This is a genomic window from Parafrankia sp. BMG5.11 (genome assembly GCF_004337455.1).
This window is the reverse complement of sequence record NZ_SJXI01000171.1, coordinates 42,233-64,438: the sequence shown is the minus strand read 5'-3', so window position 1 is coordinate 64,438 and position 22,206 is coordinate 42,233. Positions and strand designations below refer to the sequence as shown.

19 protein-coding genes and 2 pseudogenes are annotated in these 22,206 nt (G+C 72.1%); 13 read left to right on the top strand and 8 right to left on the bottom strand.

Annotation, left to right across the window (positions count from 1 at the left end; genetic code table 11):
• Positions 1 to 65: 65 nt before the first annotated feature.
• Positions 66 to 2,372: pseudogene (locus E0504_RS49160) on the top strand (type I polyketide synthase); the annotation flags it as partial.
• Here E0504_RS49160 and E0504_RS49155 read toward each other — a convergent pair.
• Positions 2,369 to 3,277 carry an ABC transporter permease gene (locus E0504_RS49155; protein WP_112106663.1) on the bottom strand — a complete coding sequence of 303 codons (909 nt, stop codon included), beginning with the start codon at positions 3,275 to 3,277 and terminating at the stop codon, positions 2,369 to 2,371. The pseudogene E0504_RS49160 and the gene E0504_RS49155 sit on opposite strands and share 4 nt — an antisense overlap.
• 80 nt (positions 3,278 to 3,357) lie before the next feature.
• A complete protein-coding gene (locus E0504_RS49150; protein WP_131628018.1) occupies positions 3,358 to 3,675 on the bottom strand; it encodes an ABC transporter permease subunit in 318 nt (105 codons plus the stop codon).
• Between the two features lie 39 nt (positions 3,676 to 3,714).
• Between E0504_RS49150 and E0504_RS49145 the strand changes: the two genes are divergently transcribed.
• The gene (locus E0504_RS49145; RefSeq protein WP_131628016.1) at positions 3,715 to 4,017 is read left to right on the top strand and encodes a hypothetical protein; all 303 of its coding nucleotides are present in this window, start codon (positions 3,715 to 3,717) and stop codon (positions 4,015 to 4,017) included.
• Positions 4,018 to 4,068: 51 nt separating this feature from the next.
• The gene (locus E0504_RS51085) at positions 4,069 to 4,209 is read left to right on the top strand and encodes a hypothetical protein (protein WP_165938882.1); all 141 of its coding nucleotides are present in this window, start codon (positions 4,069 to 4,071) and stop codon (positions 4,207 to 4,209) included.
• Between the two features lie 55 nt (positions 4,210 to 4,264).
• On the opposite strand, the gene E0504_RS49140 is transcribed toward E0504_RS51085, so the two are convergent.
• Positions 4,265 to 5,269 (bottom strand): ABC transporter ATP-binding protein, encoded by a 1,005-nt coding sequence (locus tag E0504_RS49140; RefSeq protein ID WP_131628014.1) that lies wholly within the window; start codon positions 5,267 to 5,269, stop codon positions 4,265 to 4,267.
• A gap of 477 nt (positions 5,270 to 5,746) precedes the next feature.
• On the opposite strand from E0504_RS49140, the pseudogene E0504_RS54855 reads away from it, so the two are divergent.
• The 10 genes and pseudogenes from E0504_RS54855 to E0504_RS49090 all read left to right on the top strand — a co-directional run.
• Positions 5,747 to 6,676 (top strand): annotated as a pseudogene (locus tag E0504_RS54855) (sensor histidine kinase); the annotation flags it as partial.
• Between the two features lie 73 nt (positions 6,677 to 6,749).
• The gene (locus E0504_RS49130) at positions 6,750 to 7,391 is read left to right on the top strand and encodes a response regulator transcription factor (protein ID WP_112106660.1); all 642 of its coding nucleotides are present in this window, start codon (positions 6,750 to 6,752) and stop codon (positions 7,389 to 7,391) included.
• Between the two features lie 178 nt (positions 7,392 to 7,569).
• Complete coding sequence (locus E0504_RS49125) at positions 7,570 to 8,712, top strand: hypothetical protein (protein WP_112106659.1); 1,143 nt, start codon at positions 7,570 to 7,572, stop codon at positions 8,710 to 8,712.
• A gap of 206 nt (positions 8,713 to 8,918) precedes the next feature.
• On the top strand, positions 8,919 to 9,731 hold the full coding sequence (locus E0504_RS49120; RefSeq protein WP_112106658.1) for an SAM-dependent methyltransferase: 813 nt from the start codon (positions 8,919 to 8,921) through the stop codon (positions 9,729 to 9,731).
• An 82-nt stretch (positions 9,732 to 9,813) separates the two neighbouring features.
• Positions 9,814 to 10,485: a TetR/AcrR family transcriptional regulator gene (locus E0504_RS49115; RefSeq protein ID WP_112106657.1), complete on the top strand. Its 672-nt coding sequence runs from the start codon at positions 9,814 to 9,816 to the stop codon at positions 10,483 to 10,485.
• Between the two features lie 61 nt (positions 10,486 to 10,546).
• Entirely contained in the window at positions 10,547 to 11,332 is a 786-nt protein-coding gene (locus tag E0504_RS49110; protein ID WP_071067153.1) for an SDR family oxidoreductase, read from the top strand.
• A gap of 948 nt (positions 11,333 to 12,280) precedes the next feature.
• On the top strand, positions 12,281 to 13,459 hold the full coding sequence (locus E0504_RS49105; RefSeq protein ID WP_243657996.1) for an ABC transporter substrate-binding protein: 1,179 nt from the start codon (positions 12,281 to 12,283) through the stop codon (positions 13,457 to 13,459).
• Between the two features lie 40 nt (positions 13,460 to 13,499).
• Positions 13,500 to 14,720, top strand: coding sequence for a DUF2993 domain-containing protein (locus tag E0504_RS49100; RefSeq protein ID WP_131628012.1), 1,221 nt, complete (start codon positions 13,500 to 13,502; stop codon positions 14,718 to 14,720).
• Positions 14,721 to 14,946: 226 nt separating this feature from the next.
• Positions 14,947 to 15,504, top strand: a complete 558-nt coding sequence (locus E0504_RS49095; protein ID WP_112106654.1) for a hypothetical protein — start codon at positions 14,947 to 14,949, stop codon at positions 15,502 to 15,504.
• Between the two features lie 419 nt (positions 15,505 to 15,923).
• Positions 15,924 to 17,147, top strand: a complete 1,224-nt coding sequence (locus E0504_RS49090; RefSeq protein ID WP_112106668.1) for a cytochrome P450 — start codon at positions 15,924 to 15,926, stop codon at positions 17,145 to 17,147.
• 58 nt (positions 17,148 to 17,205) lie between these two features.
• On the opposite strand, the gene E0504_RS49085 is transcribed toward E0504_RS49090, so the two are convergent.
• The 5 genes from E0504_RS49085 to E0504_RS54850 form a co-directional block, all read right to left on the bottom strand.
• A complete protein-coding gene (locus tag E0504_RS49085) occupies positions 17,206 to 17,736 on the bottom strand; it encodes a DinB family protein (protein ID WP_131628010.1) in 531 nt (176 codons plus the stop codon).
• 78 nt (positions 17,737 to 17,814) lie between these two features.
• Positions 17,815 to 18,654 carry an SAM-dependent methyltransferase gene (locus E0504_RS49080; RefSeq protein ID WP_112106652.1) on the bottom strand — a complete coding sequence of 280 codons (840 nt, stop codon included), beginning with the start codon at positions 18,652 to 18,654 and terminating at the stop codon, positions 17,815 to 17,817.
• 262 nt (positions 18,655 to 18,916) lie between these two features.
• Positions 18,917 to 20,542, bottom strand: a complete 1,626-nt coding sequence (locus E0504_RS49075; RefSeq protein WP_112106651.1) for a GMC oxidoreductase — start codon at positions 20,540 to 20,542, stop codon at positions 18,917 to 18,919.
• 562 nt (positions 20,543 to 21,104) lie between these two features.
• On the bottom strand, positions 21,105 to 21,677 hold the full coding sequence (locus tag E0504_RS49070; protein WP_071063289.1) for a heme-binding beta-barrel domain-containing protein: 573 nt from the start codon (positions 21,675 to 21,677) through the stop codon (positions 21,105 to 21,107).
• Positions 21,678 to 21,742: 65 nt separating this feature from the next.
• Positions 21,743 to 22,192 (bottom strand): hypothetical protein, encoded by a 450-nt coding sequence (locus E0504_RS54850; protein ID WP_165938881.1) that lies wholly within the window; start codon positions 22,190 to 22,192, stop codon positions 21,743 to 21,745.
• Between the last annotated feature and the right edge of the window lie 14 nt (positions 22,193 to 22,206).

The window sequence follows — 22,206 nt, the reverse complement described above, 5'->3', positions numbered from 1 at the left end:
GACCCCGACCCCGACCCCGACCCCGAGCCCGAGCCCGAGCCCGACACGGACCGCCGGAGGCCCTGGTGACTGTCCCCCCCGACCGCCTCGTCGAGGCGCTGCGCGCGGCGATGAAGGAGAACGAGCGGCTGCGGGGGCTGATCGCGCAGGCCGGTGAGCCGATCGCGGTCATCGGGATGGCCTGCCGTTTCCCGGGCGGGGTGCGCTCACCCGACGAGCTGTGGCGGTTCGTCGCCGGCGGCGGCGACGCCATCACCCCGTTCCCGACCGACCGGGGCTGGGACACCTCGGCCCTCACCTGCTTCGGGGGCGGGTTCCTGCACGACGCGGCCGACTTCGACCCGGAGTTCTTCGGGATGTCGGAGAACGAGGCGCTGGCCACCGACCCGCAGCAGCGGCTGCTGCTGGAGACCTCGTGGGAGGCCTTCGAGCACGCCGGGATAGACCCGCGGTCGGCGCGGGGCAGCCGCACCGGCGTGTACTTCGGTGTGATCTTCCACGACTACGGGTACCGGCTGCGCCCACCGCCCCCGGGCATTGACGGCTACGCCTACTTCGGCAGCGCGGGCAGCATCGCGTCCGGGCGGGTCTCCTACACGCTCGGTCTCGAGGGGCCGTGTGTGACGCTGGACGCCGCGTGCGCGTCCTCGCTGGTCGGCCTGCATCTGGCCGGTCAGGCCCTGCGGCGCGGCGAGTGCTCGCTCGCCCTGGTCGGCGGGGTTTCGGTGCTGGCCACCCCCGAGCTGTGGGAGGAGACGACCCGGCACGGGCAGGGCCTGGCCCCGGACAGCCGCTGCAAGTCCTTCGCCGCTGCGGCTGACGGCACCGGCATCTCCGAGGGGGTGGGTGTGCTGCTGGTGGAACGGCTCGGCGACGCCCGGCGCAACGGCCATCCGGTGCTGGCGGTGGTGCGCGGCAGCGCCGTCGAGCAGAGCGGCGCGACCAACGGCTTCACCGCGCCCAGCAGCGCCTCGCAGGAGCGGCTGATCGGCCGGGCGCTGGCTGACGCCGGCCTCGCTGCGGCGGACGTCGACGCGGTCGAGGGCCATGGCACGGGAACCCCGGTCGGCGACCCGATCGAGCTGGCGGCCCTGCTGGCCACCTACGGGCGCGGACGGCCCGCCGGCCGGCCGCTGTGGCTGGGGTCGTTGAAGTCGAACCTGGGCCACACCCAGGCCGCCGGCGGCGCCGGTGCCGTCATCAAGATGGCGATGGCCATGCGGCACGGCGTCCTGCCGCGCACCGTGCACGTCGACGCCCCGACCCCGCACGCGGACTGGTCCGAGGGCGCGGTGGCGCTGCTGACCGAAGCGGTGCCCTGGCCGGACACCGCCGGCCGGCCCCGCCGGGTGGGGGTCTCCTCGTTCGGCGCCAACGGCACACTGGCGCACGTGATCCTCGAGCAGGATCAGCCGCTGCCCGCCGACGCGGCAGCCGGGGATGGGACGGCCGGTCGCGCGGTGGACCGGCTGGTGGTGCCGTGGCCGCTGTCGGCCCGGTCCGCGCCCGCGCTGCGGGCCCAGGCCCGGCGCCTGCTCGACCTGGTGACCGAGCGGGCCGATCTCCTCCCGGCCGACGTCGGGTTCTCGCTCGCGACCGGCCGCAGCGCCTTCGCGCACCGGGCGGTGCTGGTCGCCGACGACCGCGCGGAGTTCCTGCGCGGCCTGACCGTTCTGGCCGCCGGCCCGCCGGAGAGCACTGACGCCGCCCTGGACGGCCGCGCCGGAGCCGGGCTGGTGCTCGTGCTGCCCGGCGGGGGCGGGTGGGGGCTCGGCGCCGGCCGCGCGCTGGCGGACGCGTTCCCGGCCTTCGGCGCGGAGTGGGCGACCCTCCGCGGGGCTCTCACGGGGGCGGCTCTTCAGACGGCGCCACAGGTGGCGCTACAGGTGGCGCTGTGCCGGCTGTTGGAGTCCTGGGGTGTGCGGCCCGACGCCGTCGTCGGGCACGGTGCGGGCGAGGCCGCGGCCGCGTACGTGCGGGGCGCGCTGTCGCTGGACGACCTGCGGGCACTGCTGGCGGCGGGTGCCCGCAGCGCGTCGCCCGGGTGCCGCGTTCCCCCGGGCACCGCGAACGTGCTGGTCGTGGGTCGCGACGAGGCCGGCGTCGACATCCCGCGCGGCGCGAAGTCGTGGGTGCTGCTGCCGCCCGGTCGCGCCGAGATCCGCGCTGTCACCGAGGCGTCCGCCACGCTGTACGAGTGGGGGCAGGCCGTCGACTGGCGGGCGTTCTTCGCGGGCACCGGCGCCCGGCGGGTCGACCTGCCCACCTATGCCTTCCAGCGCCGGCGGTACTGGTTGGAGGCCGCGGATCCTGGCCCGACGCCCGCTCCGGGCCTACCGGCCGCACCGGCCGCACCGGGCGTGCAGCGTTAGCCGTGGGCGGAGTCGTGCCACGGGCCGACGACCAGACGGGCGGCCAGGCCGAAGAACCAGAACACCACCAGGCCGAACAGCGCCGAGACGATGATCGCGGCGAACAGCGGGCCGGAGGACAGGTCGCGGGTGTAGTTGTCGATGAGCGCGCCGATCCCGACGTCGCCGCGGCGGAAGAAGAAGTCGCCGACGATCGCGCCGATCACCGCGAGGCCGGCCGAGATGCGCAGGCCGACGAAGATCGCGGGCAGCGCGCTCGGGAGCTCGAGGCGGAGCAGCCGGCGCCACCGCCCGACCCGGCGCAGCGTGAACAGGTCGTGATGGCCGGCGTCGACGGACTGGATGCCGAACAGCGTGTTGGTGATCATCGGGAACATCGAGATCACGACGCAGACCACCGTCCGAGACCAGAATCCGTAGCCGAGCCAGAACCCGATCAGCGGGACGATGGCCAGGATCGGGATCGTCTGCAGAAGGATCGCCCAGGGGTAGAACGAGTTCTCGATCCAGCGGGCCTGTGACATGAGAATCGCCGAGAGGATTCCGATGCCCGCGGCGATCGCGAGGCCGGTGAGCGCGACCTGCGCCGTCCCGCCGAGCGCGGTGAGGATCTCGTCGGCGGTGCGGCGGTCCAGGAAACCCTCGGACACGACCTCGTGCGGCGGGGGGAGCAGGAACCGGCGGCGGGGGGCGAGGAACCAGTAGGTGACGGCGTACCAGACGCCGATCACGGCCGCGAACACCGCGAACGGCGGCAGCACCGTCCGTGCGGCCCGGGCGGCGAGACCGCCCGCCCGCGCCCGTCCCCGCGGCCGGGCCGCCGGGCCGGCCACGCCCGGCCGTTCCAGGCCGGCCACCCCCGGCCGCCCCGGCGCTGTGAGTCCGCCGTCGTCCCCGTCTGGCACCTAGGAACCTTTCCGTCGAGATCCTGTCGCGACGCCCGTTCGTGGGGATTTCCCCCTGATCGCAGGGCCTCGTCCGAATCCTAGGTGTCGCGGCGGCGCAGCCGGCGGGCGGCGAGGGCCAGCAGGACGGCCACGTAGCCGCACAGCAGACCGAAGCCGGCCCAGGGGGCGAGCGACAGCGTGTCCGGCCGGGCGAGGGTGAGCGCGGACCCGGCCGGGACCGGCAGGTACCGGTTCACCGAGTCCGCGGTGTCCTCCGGCAGGAGACCGACGACGATCTGCAGCGCGAACAGCGTCCCGAACAGGGCGGCGACCGCGCCGGCGCTGTTGCGCACCAGCGCGCCGAGGCCCAGCCCCAGCAGGCCGATCGCCGCCAGGTACAGCCCTGAGCCGACCATCGCGCGGGCGACGCCCGGCTCGCCGAAACCGACGTCGAGATGCTCGGCGGACAGATCGACTGGCCGGCGACGAACGCGACGATCGCTGCCGGGACGCACGTCACCAGGGTGGCCACCGCGACCGCCACGGCCTTGGCCCACAGCACCGGCGTCCGGCGCGGGACCGCGGCGAACGTGGCGCGGATCGAACCGGTGCCGTACTCGCCGGTGATCATCAACGCGCCGAGCACGCCGATCGCCAGCTGTGCCAGCTGCACGCCGGCGAGGCTCACGCTGGTGGGGTCGAACCCGGCGAGGTCCGCCGCCCCCACCGGCGGCCGGGCCACCCGGACCATCGAGTAGACGACGCCGAACCCCACGACCAGCGCGACGGCCGCAAGCAGCGACCAGAGCGTGGACGGCAGCGAGCGCAGCTTCGTCCACTCCGAGGCGACCACCCGCGGCCAGGTGACCCGCTGTTCGTCGTGGTACGCCGGCAGCGTCACCGCCGACGGCGACGGGGCGGAGCCGTCCAGGGCGTTCGTCGGGACGTGACCGGCCAGGGTGGCCGTCGAGGTGAGCGGCGCGCGCGGGGCCGGTGTCGTCGGGTTCATCGCTGTCCTCCGGTCATCGAGGTCGGACGGTCGGTCATCGTGGTCGGGCGGAAGGCGACCGCGTCGTGGGTGACACGCATGAACGCCTCTTCGAGGGAGGCCTGCCGGGCGGTGAGCTCCAGGACGGTGATCCCGGCGGCCGCCGCGGCCATGCCCACCTGGTCGGTGCTCAGCCCCGTCACGAGAAGTCCGCCGGACGCCGGCCCGGCCACAGTCCCGGCCCCGGCCCCGGGTCCGGCACCAGCGCCGGATACCGCCGGCGCGGTCTCGACCCGCACCTCGGGTGAACGGAGCCGGCGGGCCAGCTCGTCGGGAGCGGTGCAGCGCACCAGCACGCCGCCGCGGGCCGCGGCACCGACGAACTCGGCCACGGTGGTGTCGGCGATCAGCCGGCCCCGGCCGATGACCACCAGGTGCTGCGCGGTCAGCGCCATCTCGTTCATCAGGTGCGAGGAGACGAAGACGGTCCGGCCCTCGACGGCCAGCTCCCGCAGCAGCGAGCGCAGCCAGCGGATGCCCTCGGTGTCCAGGCCGTTCAGCGGCTCGTCGAGGATGACGGTGCGGGGGTCGCCGAGCAGCGCCGTCGCGATGCCCAGCCGCTGCGACATGCCGAGGGAGAACCCGCCGGCCCAGCGGGAGGCGACCTCGCGCAGCCCGACCGCGTCGATCACGTCGTCGACCCGGGACCGGCGGATGCCGTTGCTCCGGGCGAGGGCGAGCAGGTGCAGGCGCGCGGCGCGGCCCGGGTGGACCGACCGGGCCTCCAGCAACGCGCCCGCCTCGCGCAGCGGCGCGGTGTGTTCCCGGTACGGCCGGCCGTTGACGGTGACCGACCCGCCGCTCGGGGTGTCGAGCCCGAGGATCATCCGCATGGTCGTCGACTTGCCGGCGCCGTTCGGCCCGAGGAAGCCGGTGACGATCCCCGGCCGGACGGTGAAGGTCAGGTCGTCGACGGCGACCTTCTCCCCGTATCTCTTGGTGAGACCGCGTGCCTCGATCATCCGCTGTTGTCCTCCCGTGCTGCGTGCTCCCGGTGCGGTGACGATGACGCTCGCAGCGGCGGACAGCCCCGTCGCTGCGGCGGCCAGCCGGTCGGGACTGCGGTTTTCCGCACTCCCGCGGGCAGGTGCACCTCATGGCTCCCGGAACGGCCGCTGCCTACCGTTGACGCCGTGACACCCACGGATGCCGTGACACCTGCCGATGCCGTGACATCTGTACAGGTCGTGCCGGGCCGGCCGCGCCGCTGGCCGCAGCGGGCCGCGGGCACCGGCCGGGCCACCGCGCACACCCTGGCCGGCCTGCTGGCCGGGCTCGTGACCTGGGCCGTCCTCGGCCTCATCGCCGTGCTCTGGCTGGCCGCGGTCTACAGCCTGGTCGAGGGCCCGACCGGGCACTGGCTGCTCGCGGTCGGCTACGTCGTCGCCGTCCCCGCCGGGCCGCTCGCCGCGCTGGCGGCGGTGCGCGGGCTCGCCGGCATGCAGCGCGCCCGCTTCGCGACCTTCCTGGACGTCGACATCGAGGCTCCGGGACGCCGGCCGGCGCGCGGTGCACGGCCGTCGAGCGGCGCACGGCCGTCGCGGTCGGGGGGACGCCTCGCCGCCCGGAGCGCTCGCCAGCTCGGCTACCACCTGTCGACGCTGGTCACCGGGGTCGCCGGCGGGATCGCGGTGGCGCTCGGCTGGCTGCTGGCCGCGCCGCGGGTGGCCTGCACGGTGGCCCGGGCCGACGAGCGGGCGGCCCGCCGCCTGCTGGGGCCGACCCGGGCGGAGACGCTGGCCCGGCAGGTCGAGGCGCTGGCGCGCAGCCGCGCCGAGATCGTCGCCGCGACCGACGCCGAGCGGCGCCGCATCGAACGCGATCTCCACGACGGCACCCAGCAGCGCCTGCTGTCGCTGGCGATGAACCTGGGCATGGCCCGGGCGGCGCTCGCCGACGCGCCCGAGGCGGCCCGTCTCGCCATCGAGCAGGCCCACGACGAGGCCACGGAGACCCTCGTTGAGCTGCGCGAGTTCGTGCGCGGCCTGCACCCGGCGGTGCTCAACGACCGTGGCCTGGACGCGGCCCTGTCCGGGATAGTCGCCCGGGCGCCGCTGCCGGTAGAGCTGCGGGTGGACCTGCCCCGGCGGTGCGCGCCGAGCATCGAGGCGATCGCCTACTTCGTGGTCTCCGAGGCGCTGACGAACGTGGTCCGGCACGCCGCGGCCAGCCGCGCCGGGGTCGTCGTCGAGCGGGTGGGCGAGCGGCTGCGGGTCGTCGTCAGCGACGACGGCCGGGGCGGTGCGGCCAGCCCGCCGGCAGACGACCCGGCGCCGGGTCGTCTGACCGGAAACGGCCCGCTGGCAGGCGGTCCGGCCGGTGGCAGCGGGCTGCGTGGGCTCGCGCAACGGGCCGCCGCCGTGGACGGGACCATGACCGTGGTCAGCCCGGTCGGCGGGCCGACATCGATCATCGTGGAGCTGCCGTCATCGTGGAGCTGCCGTGCGAGTAGTGATCGCCGAGGACTCGCTGCTGATCCGGGTCGGCCTGACGAAGCTGCTCACCGACGGCGGCTTCACGGTCGCCGCGGCGGTGGGGAACGCCGACGAACTGCTGACCGCGGTGGGCGAGCACCAGCCGGAGCTGGTCGTCGTCGACGTCCGCATGCCGCCGACGCACACCGACGAGGGCATCCAGGCCGCGCTGGTGATCGGCCGCCAGTACCCGCGGATCGCGGTGCTGGTGCTCTCCCAGTACGTCGAGGAGCGGTACGCCACCGACCTGCTGTCCACCCGGACCAGCGGCGTCGGCTACCTGCTCAAGGACCGGGTCGCCCAGGTGCCGAGCTTCCTCGACTCGCTGCGCCGGGTGGCCGCGGGCGGCACCGCGCTCGACCCGGAGGTGGTCGCCCAGCTGATGGTCCGGCGCCGCACGGACCCACTGGAGCGGCTGACGCCGCGCGAGCAGGAGGTGCTGCGGCTGATGGCGGAGGGCCGCTCGAACAACGGCATCGTCACCGCGCTGAAGGTCAGTCACAGCGCGGTCGAGAAGTACGTGAGCAGCATCTTCGTCAAACTCGACCTGCCGCCCACCGACACCGACCACCGCCGGGTCCTGGCGGTTCTGCGGTTCCTGGAGGCGTGAGCCGGGAGGCGCTTGCTCCGAGACGTGTCGGACGTGGGAGGCTATCGCCCATATCGGGGGTGACGGATACGGCATGCGGTTGTCACTGTGGCGACTTGCCTCTCCTGGGTCCGCTTCCCGCGTTCCTCCCTTCCTTCCTGCGCCGAGGAGAGCAGCACACGTGACGAGACTTCGTACGGTGGCGGCCCTGGTCTGTTCCATGGGGCTGGCCTTCGGCCTGGTCGCCTGCGGCGACTCCCAGGACGAGCCCGCGACCGCCGGCGGTGCCGGCGGGACGGCCGCCGGGGCGAGCTACACCACCCCGCTCAAGGGGGTCTGCCCGGACACCGTCGTCGTGCAGACGAGCTGGTGGCCGGAGGTCGACTACGGCGCCACCTACCAGCTCCTCGGCGCGAATCCGAAGATCGACACGGGTGATTTCAAGGTGACCGGGCCGCTCGGCGCCACCGGGGTGAACCTCGAGATCCGTTCCGGCGGGCCGGCGGTCGGCTTCGACTCGGTGTCGTCGCTGTTCGAGACCGACGACGACATCCTGCTCGGCTACCTGGACCTGGACGAGGTGATCCGCAACTCCGCGGAGCACCCGTCGGTCGCGGTCCTCGCGCCCTACGCGAAGTCGCCGCTGATGTTCTTCTGGGGCGATCCGTCGCTCGACTTCAAGTCGGTCGCCGACATCGGCAAGTCGGGCAGGACCGTGCTGGTCGGCGACGAGGCGTACATGAACGTCCTGATCGGCGAGGGCCTCCTGCAGCGGTCCCAGGTCGACAACTCCTACGACGGTAGCGTGAGCCGTTTCGTCGCCGAGGACGGCGGCATCGTCCAGGTCGGGTTCGTCACCGACGAGCCGTACCGGCTCGAACACGACGTCAAGGAGTGGGCGAAGCCGGTGAAGTACGTCCTCGTCGGCGACGAGTACCCGGCGTACGCGAACGTGCTCGCCGTCCGCAAGGACAAGCTGGCGGCCAGCCAGGACTGCCTGACGGCGCTCGTGCCGCTGTTCCAGCGCGCGATGGTCGACTACCTGGCCGACCCGAAGCGGGCCAACGACCTGATGATCGAGGTCACCTCGAAGCTGGACACCGCCGGCTACGAGCTGTCGACCGGCCTGCTCGAGGACGGGAACACCAGGCAGCAGGAGCTCGGGCTGGTCGCCAACGGCACCGACGGGGTCTTCGGGACCTTCGACACCAGCCGGGTCCAGAGCCTGATCGGACGCCTGACCCCGGCGCTCACCACGGCCGGGACGCCGCCCGCCCCGGGGCTCAAGCCCGCCGATGTGGCCACCGACGAGTTCGTCGACCGGTCCATCTCACTGAAGTAGCCGAATGGCAGGAGCCGCCCGGCGGCGGCAGGTCATCGCGAGGGCGCGGATTCTCCGGACGGAGGCCGCGCCCTCGCGGCGTGTCGGGGGCTGTGACCAGCCCCAGTCGCGAGAACCGCCTTAACAGGTCTTACGATTTCGGCCGATACGACGGAGACAGCATCGGCCCTCGCCAGAAATGGCCCTCGAACGGGAGCTCACGCGCCGTGACCAACTACCCGCCCCCGACGTTCGACACCACCAGGCCGCACTCGGCCCGGGTCTGGAACTACTACCTCGGCGGCAAGGACAACTTCCCCGTCGACCGCGCGCACGGCGACCGCACCATCGCGGTCTTCCCGCAGATCCTCGACGTGGCGCGGGCGTCCCGGTCGTTCCTGGCGCGGGCGATCACCCACCTGGTCACCGAGGAGGGTGTGCGGCAGTTCCTCGACGTCGGAACGGGCCTGCCGGTCGAGAACAACACCCACCAGGTGGCCCAGCGCCTCGTGCCGGAATGCCGGGTCGTGTACGTCGACAACGACCCGATGGTCCTCACGCACGCCCGCGCCCTGCTCGCCAGCTCCCCGGAGGGTGTCACCACCTACCTGGACTCCGACGCGCGCAACCCGGAGCGCATTCTCGACTTCGCGGCCGAGACCCTGGACTTCACGAAGCCGATCGGCCTGATGCTCATGTCGATCATGGGTCTGATCCCCGATCTCGACGAGGCCTACTCGATCGTGAGCCGGCTGCGCGACGCCCTGCCGTCGGGCAGCTTCATGGTGCTCGAGGACGGGTCCGACGACCGGACGTCCGAGCCGGAGACCCGCAAGGACCTCACCGTCGACGACCTCAACCAGGTCACCACCGTCGGGAACGGATACCACTACCGCTCGGTCGCGGAGATCTCCCGCTACTTCGACGGCCTCGAGCTCGTCGAGCCCGGCATCGTCTCCCCGCCGTACTGGCGGCATGTCCCCGAGCCCGGCGAGCCGCTCGCGCCGCTGGAGTCGTGCGGCGTCGGCCGCAAGCCGTAGCCGGAGCACCGGGTTGGCAAGTCGGGCGTCTTACCGGTAAGGCGCTTGACTTGCTCTCCCGCGCGGTGTTTGTATCCGGCGCATGCCGGTGGTGACCCCGTCGACGAAGGAGCAGATCGTCCGCGCGGCCGAGCGCCTGTTCGCCGCGCACGGCCTGGACGGGATCTCGCTGCGGCAGATCGGCGCGGCGGCCGGCAACGGCAACAACTCGGCCGTGCAGTACCACTTCGGCTCCCGGGACCAGCTCGTCCAGGCGATCTTCGAGTACAGGCTGCCCTGGCTGCACGAGCGGCGCACCCTGCTCATCGCCGAGCACCGGCCCGACGACCTGCGCTCGCTGCTCGACTGCCAGGTGCGCACCCTGCTGGAGCACAGCGAGCTGCCCGGCAGCCACTACCTGTGCTTCGTCGACATGCTGCGGCAGTACGGCCGCAGCGACGTGTTCGAGGGCCTGCCGGCGGCGCTCCGCGACTCGGTGCGGGAGTTCCAGGAGCGCCTGGGCGGGTTCCTGCCCCACCTCGTCGAGCCGCTGCGTGCCCGCCGTGTCGCGCAGGCGATGGCGTTCATCGTCGACGCCGCCGCCGACCGGGAGCGCGCACATGCGCACGGCCGTCCCGTGGTGCCCTTCGCCCTGCAGGTCACGGACCTCCTCGACGGCATGGTCGGCTTCCTCAAGGCACCCGCCTCACCGCGGACGCTCGCCGTGCTCGAACGCACCGACCCGGCCGCCGCGGTGTGGCCGGCCTTCCTGTAGACCAGCCCGCCGCGCCGGCAGCTGGCTGGGCGCGCCGGCCACACGGATGAGCGGGGACGCCATGACTGTCAGACTCGACGGCGCGGTCGCGGTGATCACCGGGGCGGGCAGCGGCATCGGCCGGGCCGCCGCGCACTCGCTGGCCCGGCGCGGCACCCGGGTGGTCGTGACCGACGTCGACGCCGGCCGCGCCGCCGCCGTCGCCGGTGAACTGGGCGACGCGGCGGTCGCGGCGCGCTGCGACGTCACCGCCGCCGCCGACCTGGAGGCCGCCCGCGATCTCGCGCTGGCCCGGTTCGGGCGGGTCGACGTGGTCATGAACAACGTCGGCATCCTGGCCGTCGGCGCGGTCGAGGACATACCGCTCGAGGCGTGGCAGCGGGTCATCGACGTCAACCTGCTCGGCGTCGTGCGCAGCAACCTCGTCTTCCTGCCGCTGCTGCTCGCGCAGGGCTCGGGGCACGTCGTCAACACCGCCTCGACGGCGGGGCTGCTGCCCTACGGGTTCGACCGCCTCCCTTACACGGCGACGAAGCACGCGGTGGTCGGGCTCTCGGAGTCGCTGGCCCTCTACCTGCGCCCGCGCGGCATCGGCGTCACCTGCCTGTGCCCGGCCGGGGTCGCGACCAACATCATCGAGAACGTCACCTTCTTCGGGGAGCCGAAGCCGCCGCGGGGGCCGCGGTTCCCGGTTCTCGATGCCGACCCGGTGGGCGAGATCGTCGCGGACGCGATCGAAACGGGCCGGTTCCTGGCGCTGACCGCGCCGGAAACAGCCGATGACCTGCGCGAACGCGCTGCTGACATCGAGGCCTACCTGGACAGGATCGTCGGCGAGCAGGGCTGAAGCGCGTTCCCTGCGCCCGTGACGGCGCGTTCACCGATGGTGCTGAACGCGGAAATTCGGCGTTCGCTACCGGGAAGGCGAGGGCTGATCCCGCCACCCATGCCCGCGCGGTGCTGCCGGAATAGGCCCGCTCGCCGCCACCGTTCGCCGGCATCTTCCTGATTGCTCCGCGGCCCCGGTACGCGGGAATGTCGATCCGGAGCTGAAAGAAATTCGCGTCGAGACCGGGCTGGTCTGCCGGCGGCATTCAATGCGGCCGTCCCGGCGAGTGCGCGGGTTATCCTGGCGATGTCGCCGCCGGCGCGGCGCGTTCGGCGGGCCCGGCGGGCGCGCGAGCCCGGCGGGTTCCGTGGGTCTGTACGGGTGCCGTGGGGTTGGCCGGTGCCGCCGCCCGGCCGCCCCACAGCCGGAGCGGCCCCGGCGCCGGCCGCCCGGAGGACTCCCGCTGTGGCGGGTGGTATCACGGGACCGGCCTTGGTCGCCCCGGGGCCGGCGCAGAGCGGAGCATTTCCGCCCAGCCGGCGGGCGATACGGAACTTGCTGTACAGCAATTATTGGGATTGGCGGGCATCGTCCTGAAGTTGCCGCCCCGGCCGGGTGGGTGCATTGATGCCGTCCGGTTCCTGTTCCTGTTAGGGTGCAGGAACAGCCGAGATTTTGGTCCGGTGGGCGTGCGGCAGGTGTTCTCGCGCCCGGCCCGTCATCGGCCCGAGGAGGGTGACGCTTTCTTTTGCGGGGCAATGGCGGGTGTCCGCACGCGGATGCCGGCCGAATACAGAAAATCCCTGGCGGTCGTGCCCGCGGTTCCGAGGCGCGCGGTCCCGCCCGTGTGCCTCGGTTATCGGGGCCGGTGTCGCGACATGGCGTGGGACGAACATTGATTCTTGGTTGGGGGCTGATATGAACTCCGCTCGATCCGTGTTGTGTGCGGTGGCGGCCGCATTATCCGTGGCGTCGCTCGTCGGCTGTGCGGGCGACGACGCCACTACGAACACCGCGGATGGCTGCGTCGCGCCCGGCGTCACCGCGGACGAGGTCGAGGTGGGGATGCTGTACCCGGACTCGGGTGGCCTCGCCAGCTCGTTCAGCGCGGCGCGGGCCGGCATCGACGCCCGGTTCGGGCTCGCGAACGCCTCCGGCGGGGTGCACGGGCGCCAGATCAGCTACGTGTGGCGCGACGACCAGGCCAACCCGTCGACGAACCTGACCATGAGCCGGCAGCTGGTGGAACGGGAGGGGGTCTTCGCGGTCCTGGAGACGAGCACCGCCACCTCCGGCGGGGCTCCCTACCTGGCCGAGGCGGGGGTGCCCGTGGTCGGCCTCGCGGTGGAGGAAGCGTGGTCCAGGTACCGGAACATGTTCTCGTTCTCCTACCTCTTCACCGACGGGGGGTCGGTCGACACGTTCGGCCGGTTCGTCCGTGAGCACGGTGGCACCCGGGCGGTGATCGTCCGGGACTACGCGGGCGGGAGCACCTCGGTGCAGTTCGCCGACCAGCTGATCGTGAGCCTGCGAGCCGCCGGCGTCGAGATTCCCGCGGAGCAGGTCACCGAGTACCAGCCGGGACGGGCGAGCGCCTCCCGGATCGCCGAGTGGATGCTGAACAACGGCGTCGACACCCTCGTCGCCGCGATGGACACCGAGACGCTCGCTCAGCTCGTCGACGCCGCGGGCGAGGCCGAGGTACCGCTCAAGGTCATCCTGACCGGCCGCGAGGTCAGCGCGGAGCTGCTGGAGACCTACGGTGCCCGGCTCGCGGGGGTCACCTCCTATGCCAACTACCTGCCGTTCCAGGTCAGCTCCCCGGCTCTCGGCGCCTACCGGGCGGCGGTGGCCCGGTACGCCCCCCAGCTCGTCGACCCGGACCAGACCCTCGCCCTGACCGCCTACGTCGTCGCGGACATGCTCGTCCGCGGGCTGGAGGAGGCCGGGGAGTGCCCGAGCAGGCAGTCCTTCATGGACGGCCTGCGCGCCGTGGAGGACTATGACGCTGGCGGTCTCATCACCAGAACCGACTTCGGCGAGGATTTCGGGCGCCTCCGCGAGTGCTACGCCTTCGTCCGGGTCAACGCCGAGGGCACGGGCATCGAGGTGGTGGACCCCGACTTCTGCGGCAGTAGGCTCTGAGCCTGGCCGACGCCGAGCGGAGCGGAGCGGAGATGTCCCGGTGAACCACGGCGGTGACGGGACGGGCCAGCACGCGGACGAGGGCGACATCCCCGCCCACCGCTCACCGTGGGCACGGCCCGCATCGGGCGAGTGGCCCGCATCGGGCGAGTGGCCCGCATCGGGCGAGTGGCCAGCGCCGGGTGGCGACCAGCCGACGATGGACCTGCACCACCGCGCCGGCGCGGCGGCCGCCACCGGCCCGCGCTCGGGGCAGCCGGCCCCCCCGCCCCCCGCCGGGGCGTTCCAGTCGGGCCGGCCGGCGTGGCCGGCGGCCGGCGGAACGGGGGGCACGGACCGGTGGGAGGAGAACCACCAGCCCGACGAGCCCGGCCGCCCGCCGATCCCTCCGACGATGTCCTACGGATCCGCCCCGGACGATCATCGGCTGCTGGCCGGGACGACCCCGTCGGCCGGTACGGCTCCGGCACGCCGGCGGCGGCGCCGGTGGCTGTGGGCCCTGGTCGCGGCGGCCGTCGGCTTCGTGCTGCTGGTGGTGGGTGACCGGGCCGCGGTCTCGGTCGCCGAGGGTCAGATGGCCAAGCAGATCAAGGTCAGTGTGGCGGAGAGCCTGGAATGCGGTGCCCCCGCGCCGACCGTGCGCGACGTGCACATCGGCGGCTTCCCCTTCCTCACCCAGATCCTGCTCGGCAAGTTCGAGGAGATCGGGGTGACGATCGAGGGAATCGCCACCCCGGGGCCCCGGATCTCCGCCGTGCAGGCGCAGCTGTCCGGCATCCACGTGCCGCTCGGGGACATGATCTCCGGGTCGGTCGGCGCGGTGCCTGTTGACGACATCCGGGCGACCGTCCGGCTTGACTACGCCGACCTCAACACCTACCTGGCCGGGCTGCCCGGCGCCCTCCAGGTGAACCCGGTCGACGGCGGGCGGCGGGTCGAGATCTCCGGGCGCACCGACCTGTGGCTGTTCGGCTCCCAGGAGATCGGGGGCGTCACCACCTTCGAGGTCCGTGACAACGTGCTCACGCTCGTCCCCAGTGAGGTGACGCTGCGCGGGGCCATCAACGCCACGATCCCCGTGCCCGTGGGCGGCCTGCTGCCCCCGATCAAGATCCCGGTCGGCCAGCTGCCGCTGGATCTCGACATCGTCGAGGCGTCGACGGGCGGGTCCGGGCTGTCGCTGACCGCCACCGCCCACGACGTCGTCCTGCCCGCGGCGGAGCAGCCCGCGCCGCGTCAGTGCCCGCCCGGCAACACCTGACCATCCGGCGGCCCTCCCAGCACAACCGTGGCAGCGCGGCGCCGCCGGGCCAATGGCCATTCAGAGATACGGGAGCCCTGGCGCAGCTTCGGCACGGCGTCGGCCGTTCGTTCGCCGCGTCGGAGCGTCGCTGACCGCTTTGGTTCCGAGGACCGATCACGGCGGGACGCCCCCGACCGGGGGAATTCTGTGGCCGGTCGCGCTGCATGCCAAGAACGACGGCTGGGTGAAGACCACTCGGGTTCTTAGCGCCCGGGTGATACGTGAGCTGCTAGGTTTCACCGCGACGCTGATGGACGAGTACTGGGGCCAGATGCAGTTGGACGCGCCGACCGGCCGGGTTGCCTGGATGGGACCCGTGCCAGTGCCGGTATGGCTGGGCATCGGGCGGGATTTCACCGAGCACTGGGTTCATGACCAGCAGATCCGTGCCGCCGTTGGCGCACCCGGACTCGATGACGACTACTACCTGGGCACTGTGCTAGGCGTCTTCATCTGGGGCCTGACCTGCCACTACCGGTCCAAAACCGGCCCGGATATCGATCTGGTCACTGAGTTCACCGGAGAGGCGGCCGGCGTCTGGACGCTGCAACGCCGCAGCGAAAGCTGGGACCTCACCGAAAGCCGAGTTTCTGCCGCGTCGACTTTGGTCCGGATGCCGGCAACAGTAGCCTGGCGAATGTTTACCGGGGCCTTGAGCGACCGCGAACTCAGGCTCATCGAGCGGACGGGTGATCTCGACCTTGCCGACCATCTGCTCGCCGCCAGATCAATCATCATCTGACGTCAAGCGGCACAGAGGGCGTCAAACGAGGTACACGCCGGTTCCGTCGCGGGGACGTTCCACCGGCGGCTGCCGGCTACCCGGGGGCCTCGATACCTGCGCCCTTACGCCCGGCACTGAGGTGGGGTCTCGCCTGCCCCCGCCACCGAGGCGTTGGCCCGTGCGCGCACAGCCGGTGGTGGGCGTCGGCGGAACGCCGTCCTGGATGGCCGTTCCCGGCCTCGGTCGCGCGCCGTCCGGGGGACCGCGTGGGTCCCCGGATGCCCTGTGCCCCAGCGTGAAGTGCCGGCCGGTCGCTCTTGTCGAGGCCGGAGCCGACAAAAGATTAGCGAGGACTCACTCACTGGTACGCTGCTCGCGACACAGCCCGTTTGCCCGACTGGGGACGTTTACATGGACGTGTGCGAGGTGCGGTGGAGATGACGGACGCAGCTACCGGTCAGCTGGACGCGGAGTGGGTCGAGCACCATTTCGACCACCTCTCGCCCGAGCTCGCCCGCGATCTGCACCCCACGCTGGCCCTGGCCCGGTCGCGGTGCCCGGTGGCGCACAGCGACCAGTACGACGGCTTCTGGGTGGTGACCGGATACGAGGACGTGCTCCGGGTCGCGCAGGACTGGGAGACGTTCAGCTCCGAGCTGGGCATCACCGTCCCGTACACCCCCACGCCGATGAAGATCCTGCCGGTGACGATCGACCCGCCGCTGCAGCGCACCTTCAAGCGCCTGATAAACACCCACTTCAGGCCGGTCGTCGTCGTCGAGTGGGAGCAGCAGACCCGGGCGCTCGTGAACCGGCTCATCGACGGTTTCGTCGAGGCCGGTGAGTGCGACTTCATGACGGAGTTCGCCCGCCCGCTGCCCGGGCTCGCCTTCTTCGACATGGCGCTGCACGCGCCCGCCGAGGACCTCGAGATGGTCAACCACTGGGCCACCCTGGCGTCGCTGTCGCACCTGGAGGAGTCCCGGGAGAGCCACGGGAAGCTGGCGGCGTGGATCGGGGCGCTCATGGCGAAGCGGCGCGAGGAGGGCCCGCGCGGCGACGTCGTCGACGCCGTCATGAACGCCGACATCGAGGGCCGTCCGATCACACCGGCGGAGGCGGTCGGGACGGTCCAGCTCCTCGTCCTCGGCGGCCTGGAGACGACGGCCGGCGCGCTCGGGATGTCGATGATCCGGTTCTGCCGGCACCCGGAGATCCTCGCGCGGCTGCGCGAGAACCCGGAGCTGATCCCCGACGCGGTGGAGGAGCTGCTGCGCCTCGACGGCTCGTTCATCTGCATCGCCCGGACGGCCCGGCACGACACCGAGCTCGGCGGGCGCCAGATCAAGGCCGGTGAGCGGGTGCTCATCTACTGGGCGTCGGCGAACCGGGACGAGTCCGAGTTCGACAACGCCGACACCTTCGACCTCGACCGCGGCCGCAACCGGCACATCGCGTTCGGCGCCGGGCCGCACCGCTGCGCCGGCTCCAACCTCGCCCGGATGAACCTGCGCATCGCCCTCGAGGAGATCGTCACGCGCCTCGTCGACGTCCGCCTGCAGCCCGGCGCGGACATCGACTACCACTCGACGTTCAACCGGGCGCCGCAGTCGGTGCCGATCACCTTCACCCCGGGGCCCCGGCTGACCCCGGCGGGCTGACGGCCGGGAGCGCCGGTCAGCCGGGCGGTCGGCCCGGAGTGCCGGGAGCGCCGGGTGGTCAGCCGGGGTGGACGAGCCCGCGGACGAACGCCGCCTGGCCGGCATGCTGGAGGTCGTCCGCGACGACGCTCACCAGCCGCACGCCGAGCGTGACGGGCGGGTCCCACGCCTCGTCCACGATCCGGTCGAAGTCCGCGTCCCGCAGCTGTCCGAGGTAGCGGACGGTCTGCTCGTGGACGGCGTCGTGGTAGCCGAGCAGCAGACCGGGATCGGTGACGCGTACCGCGTCGACGTCGGCTGAGCTGTGGCCGTAGCCGATCGCCCGGTACCCGGCCTGCGGCCCGGTGGGTACGGCCAGCCCGAACCGCTGCTCCCAGCCGCCCGTGGACCAGACCTGCTCCGACCCGGCCGCGGCGGCGACGTGGTCGTCCTGCACCCGGGTGAGGTGCCAGACGAGCCAGGTGATCGAGTTGGCCCGGCCGTCCAGCCGGTGGTTCAGCTCGTCCGGGGTCAGCCCGCTGACGATCTCGTGCACGATCTCCCGGATCCGCCCGAACGCGTCGGTGAGGAGCGGGACGCCGGAGCCCATCGCAGTACTGTACGAGGCCGCCGGCGGCGGAGGGGAGCACCTGGCGCCGGCCGGTTCGTCGTGTTCGGCGCGGGCGGCCTACTTGCGGGCGACGCCGCTGTAGCCGGGGACCTCGGCGTCGGTCAGGCCGTCCGCCGTGCCGTCGGGCCGCCACCGGTGGATCACCTGCACGCCGGGCTCGAGCAGCGTCAGCCCGTCGAAGAGACGCGTCACCTCGTCGCGGGTGCGGAACTGGCAGGCGAGCCCCCGCTGCCGGTAGCTGTCCACGATCCGCTGGGCGCCCGGGTCGAGATCGGCGGTGCCGTGGCTGAGGACGAGATGGCTGCCGGGAGCGAGCCGCTCGAGTAGCCGGCGCACGATCGCGTACGGCTCGTCGCCCTCGACGAAGTGAAGGACCGAGACGAGGGAGAGCGCGACGGGCTGGGAGAGGTCCAGAGTCGAGTGCAGCTGCTCGGATTCCAGGATGCTGTCGGGGTCGCGCAGGTCCGCGTCGAGGTAGGCGGTCCGTCCCTGCGGGCTGCTGGTGAGCAGCGCGCGGGCGTGCGCCAGGACGATCGGGTCGTTGTCGACGTAGACCACCCGGGCGGCCGGGTCCACGCCCTGGACGACCTCGTGCAGATTCGGGCTGGTCGGAATGCCCGTGCCGATGTCGAGGAACTGCCGGATGCCCACCTCGGCGGCCAGGTGCCGCACCGCGCGGACCATGAACGCCCGGTTCTGGCGGGCGGCGTCCCGCAGGCTCGGAAAGACGGCGATGGCCTGCTCGGCGCCCTCCCGGTCGGCCGGGAAGTTGTCCTTTCCGCCGAGATAGTAGTCATACATACGCGCGGAGTGCGGAACATCCGTCCGTAGCTGGACGGTCGGGATCTCCTCCACCAGCTTGTTCCAGCGGCGGATACCCGCCGGCTTGTCGCCCACTTCCCGTCCCTCCGCTACGTCCGACCATCCACGGCGTTGCCCCCGTCGCCTTCGCGGAACGGCTGACCTGTGACGTCGAGGTCGTACCGCGAGGATCGGTCCTGTTATGACCGAATTATGGCTGTTCGTCTGCGGAGCGTCTCGGTCGGGCGGCCCCCGCGCGCCGGCCGCGCGGGCGTCGGTTCCGCCGCAGCGGGCCGGGGGTACCGGATTCCGCAGGTCGCGGGATCCGGTACCCCGGGGGCGTGCCGGGAACGGGAACCTAGAAGACGCTTCCGACGTCCTGGAGCACGATCTTGGCCATGCTGTGCTCGGCGAGGGCCGCGATCGTCATGGACGGGTTGCAGGCGCCGGTGGAGCCCGGGATCCGCGCGCCGTCGAGCACGTAGAGGCCCTTCTGGCCGATGACCCGGCCGTAGAGGTCGACCGCGGACCCCATGGGCACGCCGCCCAGGGCGTGCCAGGTCGAGTTCGCCTGGGCGTTCGTGTCGATCATGATGCCGCCGCCCACCTGGGCGATCTTCTGCATGCGCGCGGCGATCAGCGCCTGCAGCGCGGCGTCACCGCTGGACGGCCAGGTCAGGACGGCGTCGTCCTTCGCGGAGTCGTACGCCCAGGTGCCGGCGGGGTTCACGATCCCGAAGCCGACGACCGTCATCAGCTTGCCGGCGGTACTCGGAATGGGGGAGCCCGCGTGGATGATGGTGAGCGGGATCGAGCTGGTGGTGTCGCGACCGCCGACGCAGGCGGGACCACCCTGCTGGGTCCCGATGTCGCCGTTCATGCCGTTCCACACGTAGATGCGGTCGCCGTTGTTTCCCCACTGGGTTCCGACGGCGTCCGGCAGGTTGGGGATCAGCCCCTTCGCCTTGGACTTCACCAGCAGGCGGGTCGTGCCGGCGGAACCCGCGTTGAGGAATACCGCGTCCGCGACGATGGCCTTCGTCTCCTGGACGATGCCGCCGGTGTTGATGCGGTCGACCGTCAGTACCCACTTCTTGTTCGCGTCGAGCGCGATGTCGCGGACGACGTGCAGCGTCGCGACGCGGACCCGACCGGTCGCCTCCGCGGCCTTGAGGTAGGTGACGTCAATGGAGCGCTTACCGCCGTTGTTGACACCGAAGGCGATGTCACTGGTGGTGTAGGTCGGCTGGTACTGGCCGTTCAGCTCACCGCGCACGTACTGCCAGTCGATCGGCAGGGGAACCTGGAACGGCTCCAGGCCCGCGCCCGGAGCGACGTCCCGGAAGACCCGGGAGGACTTGTACGGGTCGCTGTTCAGGATGTCGTTGGGAATCGTGGAGACTCCCAGCATGCTGGCCACCAGCGGATACGCCCACAGGTTCAGCTCGTCGTAGAGGTTCGCGGCCACCGGGATCGACGCGGCGAAGTTCGCCTTCGAGGGCTTCAGTGTCATGCCGTGGTACATGACGGAGCCGCCGCCGACGGCCGCTCCGCAGTTCACCGTGATTCCGTTGCCGGGAATGCTCTCGATCACCCCGGTGTAGGGCTCCCACGTCTTCACGACGCCGCCGACCGTGGCGTGGTCGGTCAGCCAGGCGGAGCGGTTGTCGATGTTGGCGAAGCGGCAGAACGTCGTTGCGTTCGGCCCGGTGGGCCACCGCAGCCCGCGCTCCAGGACCAGCGTCGACACGCCGACCTGGGCCAGCCGCAGCGCGGTCACGCCGCCGCCGAAGCCGCTCCCGATGACAACGGCGCGCTCCCGCTGCACAGTGGCCGGCACGGGGGTGGCGGCCCGGGCCCGGGTGGCACCCGGTCCCGCGGTGAAACCGCCGACCGCGGCGGCGCCGATCGCCGCCGTGCCGATTAAGTGCCTGCGATTGAGGCCGGGGGTGGATTCGACGGCGTCGGGCGTGTTTTCGGGCATGGCGGACTCCAGAGTTGAATTGCGGGCATGACGCGCATCCTTCGGCCGCGAGCGGGTGGACGAGGGTCCACCGGCCCGCGGGGGTGCGCCGACGTAAGTCACGAAATCCGGGCGGACGCAGGCAGGGTCAATTGCCGGGGGGTGCGTCCGCTGCAGGAGAGAATTCAGATGCTCTGGTGCTTGTACGGCCCGGCCTGGCGCGAGCGGGGAAATGTTCCGCTCTGGGCGTCACCCAGCATCGTTAGTAACGGCTCACGTGTCAATAGACAGATGTGTGCCCGTATGGTCGCCTCTTTTGAGAATAGGGCGCCTTGTTTCCCGCGGGGGATTCCTGATCGGGGCGACCTGTTTGTCATATGTGCAGTTCACGCTGCGCCGGCATCGCGGCCGTCGTGGCCTGGGGGCGCGCGAGAAGGCTGCCTCATGCGCGAGCGCCGGACTGGAACAGTCCGGCGCTCGGTGGTTCGTATGAAGGTGGAGTGTGCGAAGGTGGAGTGTGCGAAGGTGCCGTGCGAAGGTGCCGTGCGAGGGCGCTGGGCTTGGGCTTGGTGGGCGGCCTCGGCTACGCCTCGGGCAGCCGGCGCAGCACGTTGTGGTCGGTGTGGGCGACCGGCTCGGACACCCGCGCGTGGTCGATCGTGGTGGTGGAGTCGTAGGTGAAGCTGCCGTCCGGGGCGACGGCGATGGTCACCTCGTAGAGAGTGGTGTTCGCGGCGCGCGCGAGGTACGGGTTGGACAGGATGCCGTACACCGTCGAGCCGACCTCCGCGCGCAGCGTGTAGGTGGTCGCGTCCGGCGCGACGGTGCCGCCGGCGATCAACACCTGGCCGCGGGGAACCATGAAGCAGCGCATCACATGCCCGAGCTCGGCGTCCCACAGCCAGTAGCCGATCTCGGTGTGGAACGGGTTCTCCTCGCCGGTCCGCCAGGCGGCCATGTGGTAGTCCAGGCCGTAGAGATGCTGCGTGCCGTTGTCCACCGGGCCGAACGGCTTGAAGGTGACCCGCTCGCGGAACGGGGTCGTGATCATCGAGCCCTCGGTGTTCCCGAAGGCGACGTCCACCCCCTGGTCGCCCTCCCACTCACCGGCCAGCGCCGCCAACGGACCGAACTCCGGGCCAACCTTTTCCGCCACCGCTGAGTCCTCCTCGACCGGCCATGATCTCGAGCCGGCCTGATACCGGATCGTCCCGAGATTACCTATTGACGTCGAGTGCCCCGTTTGCTGAAGGTCCGTGCCGGCGAGCGCCCGCGGCCCGCCGGCGGGACGTCCGTCCTGCTCACGAAGCCGGCCCCGGCCGGGTGGGACGGGGTGGATGACGGTGCGTCATCGCCCCCTTCCGGCCGGTTGGCCTCGGGTGGGGAGCCGCCGGCCCCTGGGGCGCCGGGCCATCGCCCGGCCGCCGGGAGACGAACGGCAGGCGCCCGCCGTCCCCGGCGGGGAGGTCCGTCGGCACCAAACGCACCGGGCGGACCGGGAAGCACCTCGGCCAGCTTCCGGTGGCTTTCCCGATCACTCTGGTGGAATTCGAAGGCCTGGACGTCTGCGCCGTTCTCGCGCCGTATTTCGGCCAGAATGGCGGCGGTGCGCTCCCGGCCGGACGCGTAGGTGAACCAGACGATGTCGCCGTTGCGGGCGAAATGGCGCACGGTGGCCCGGCCGA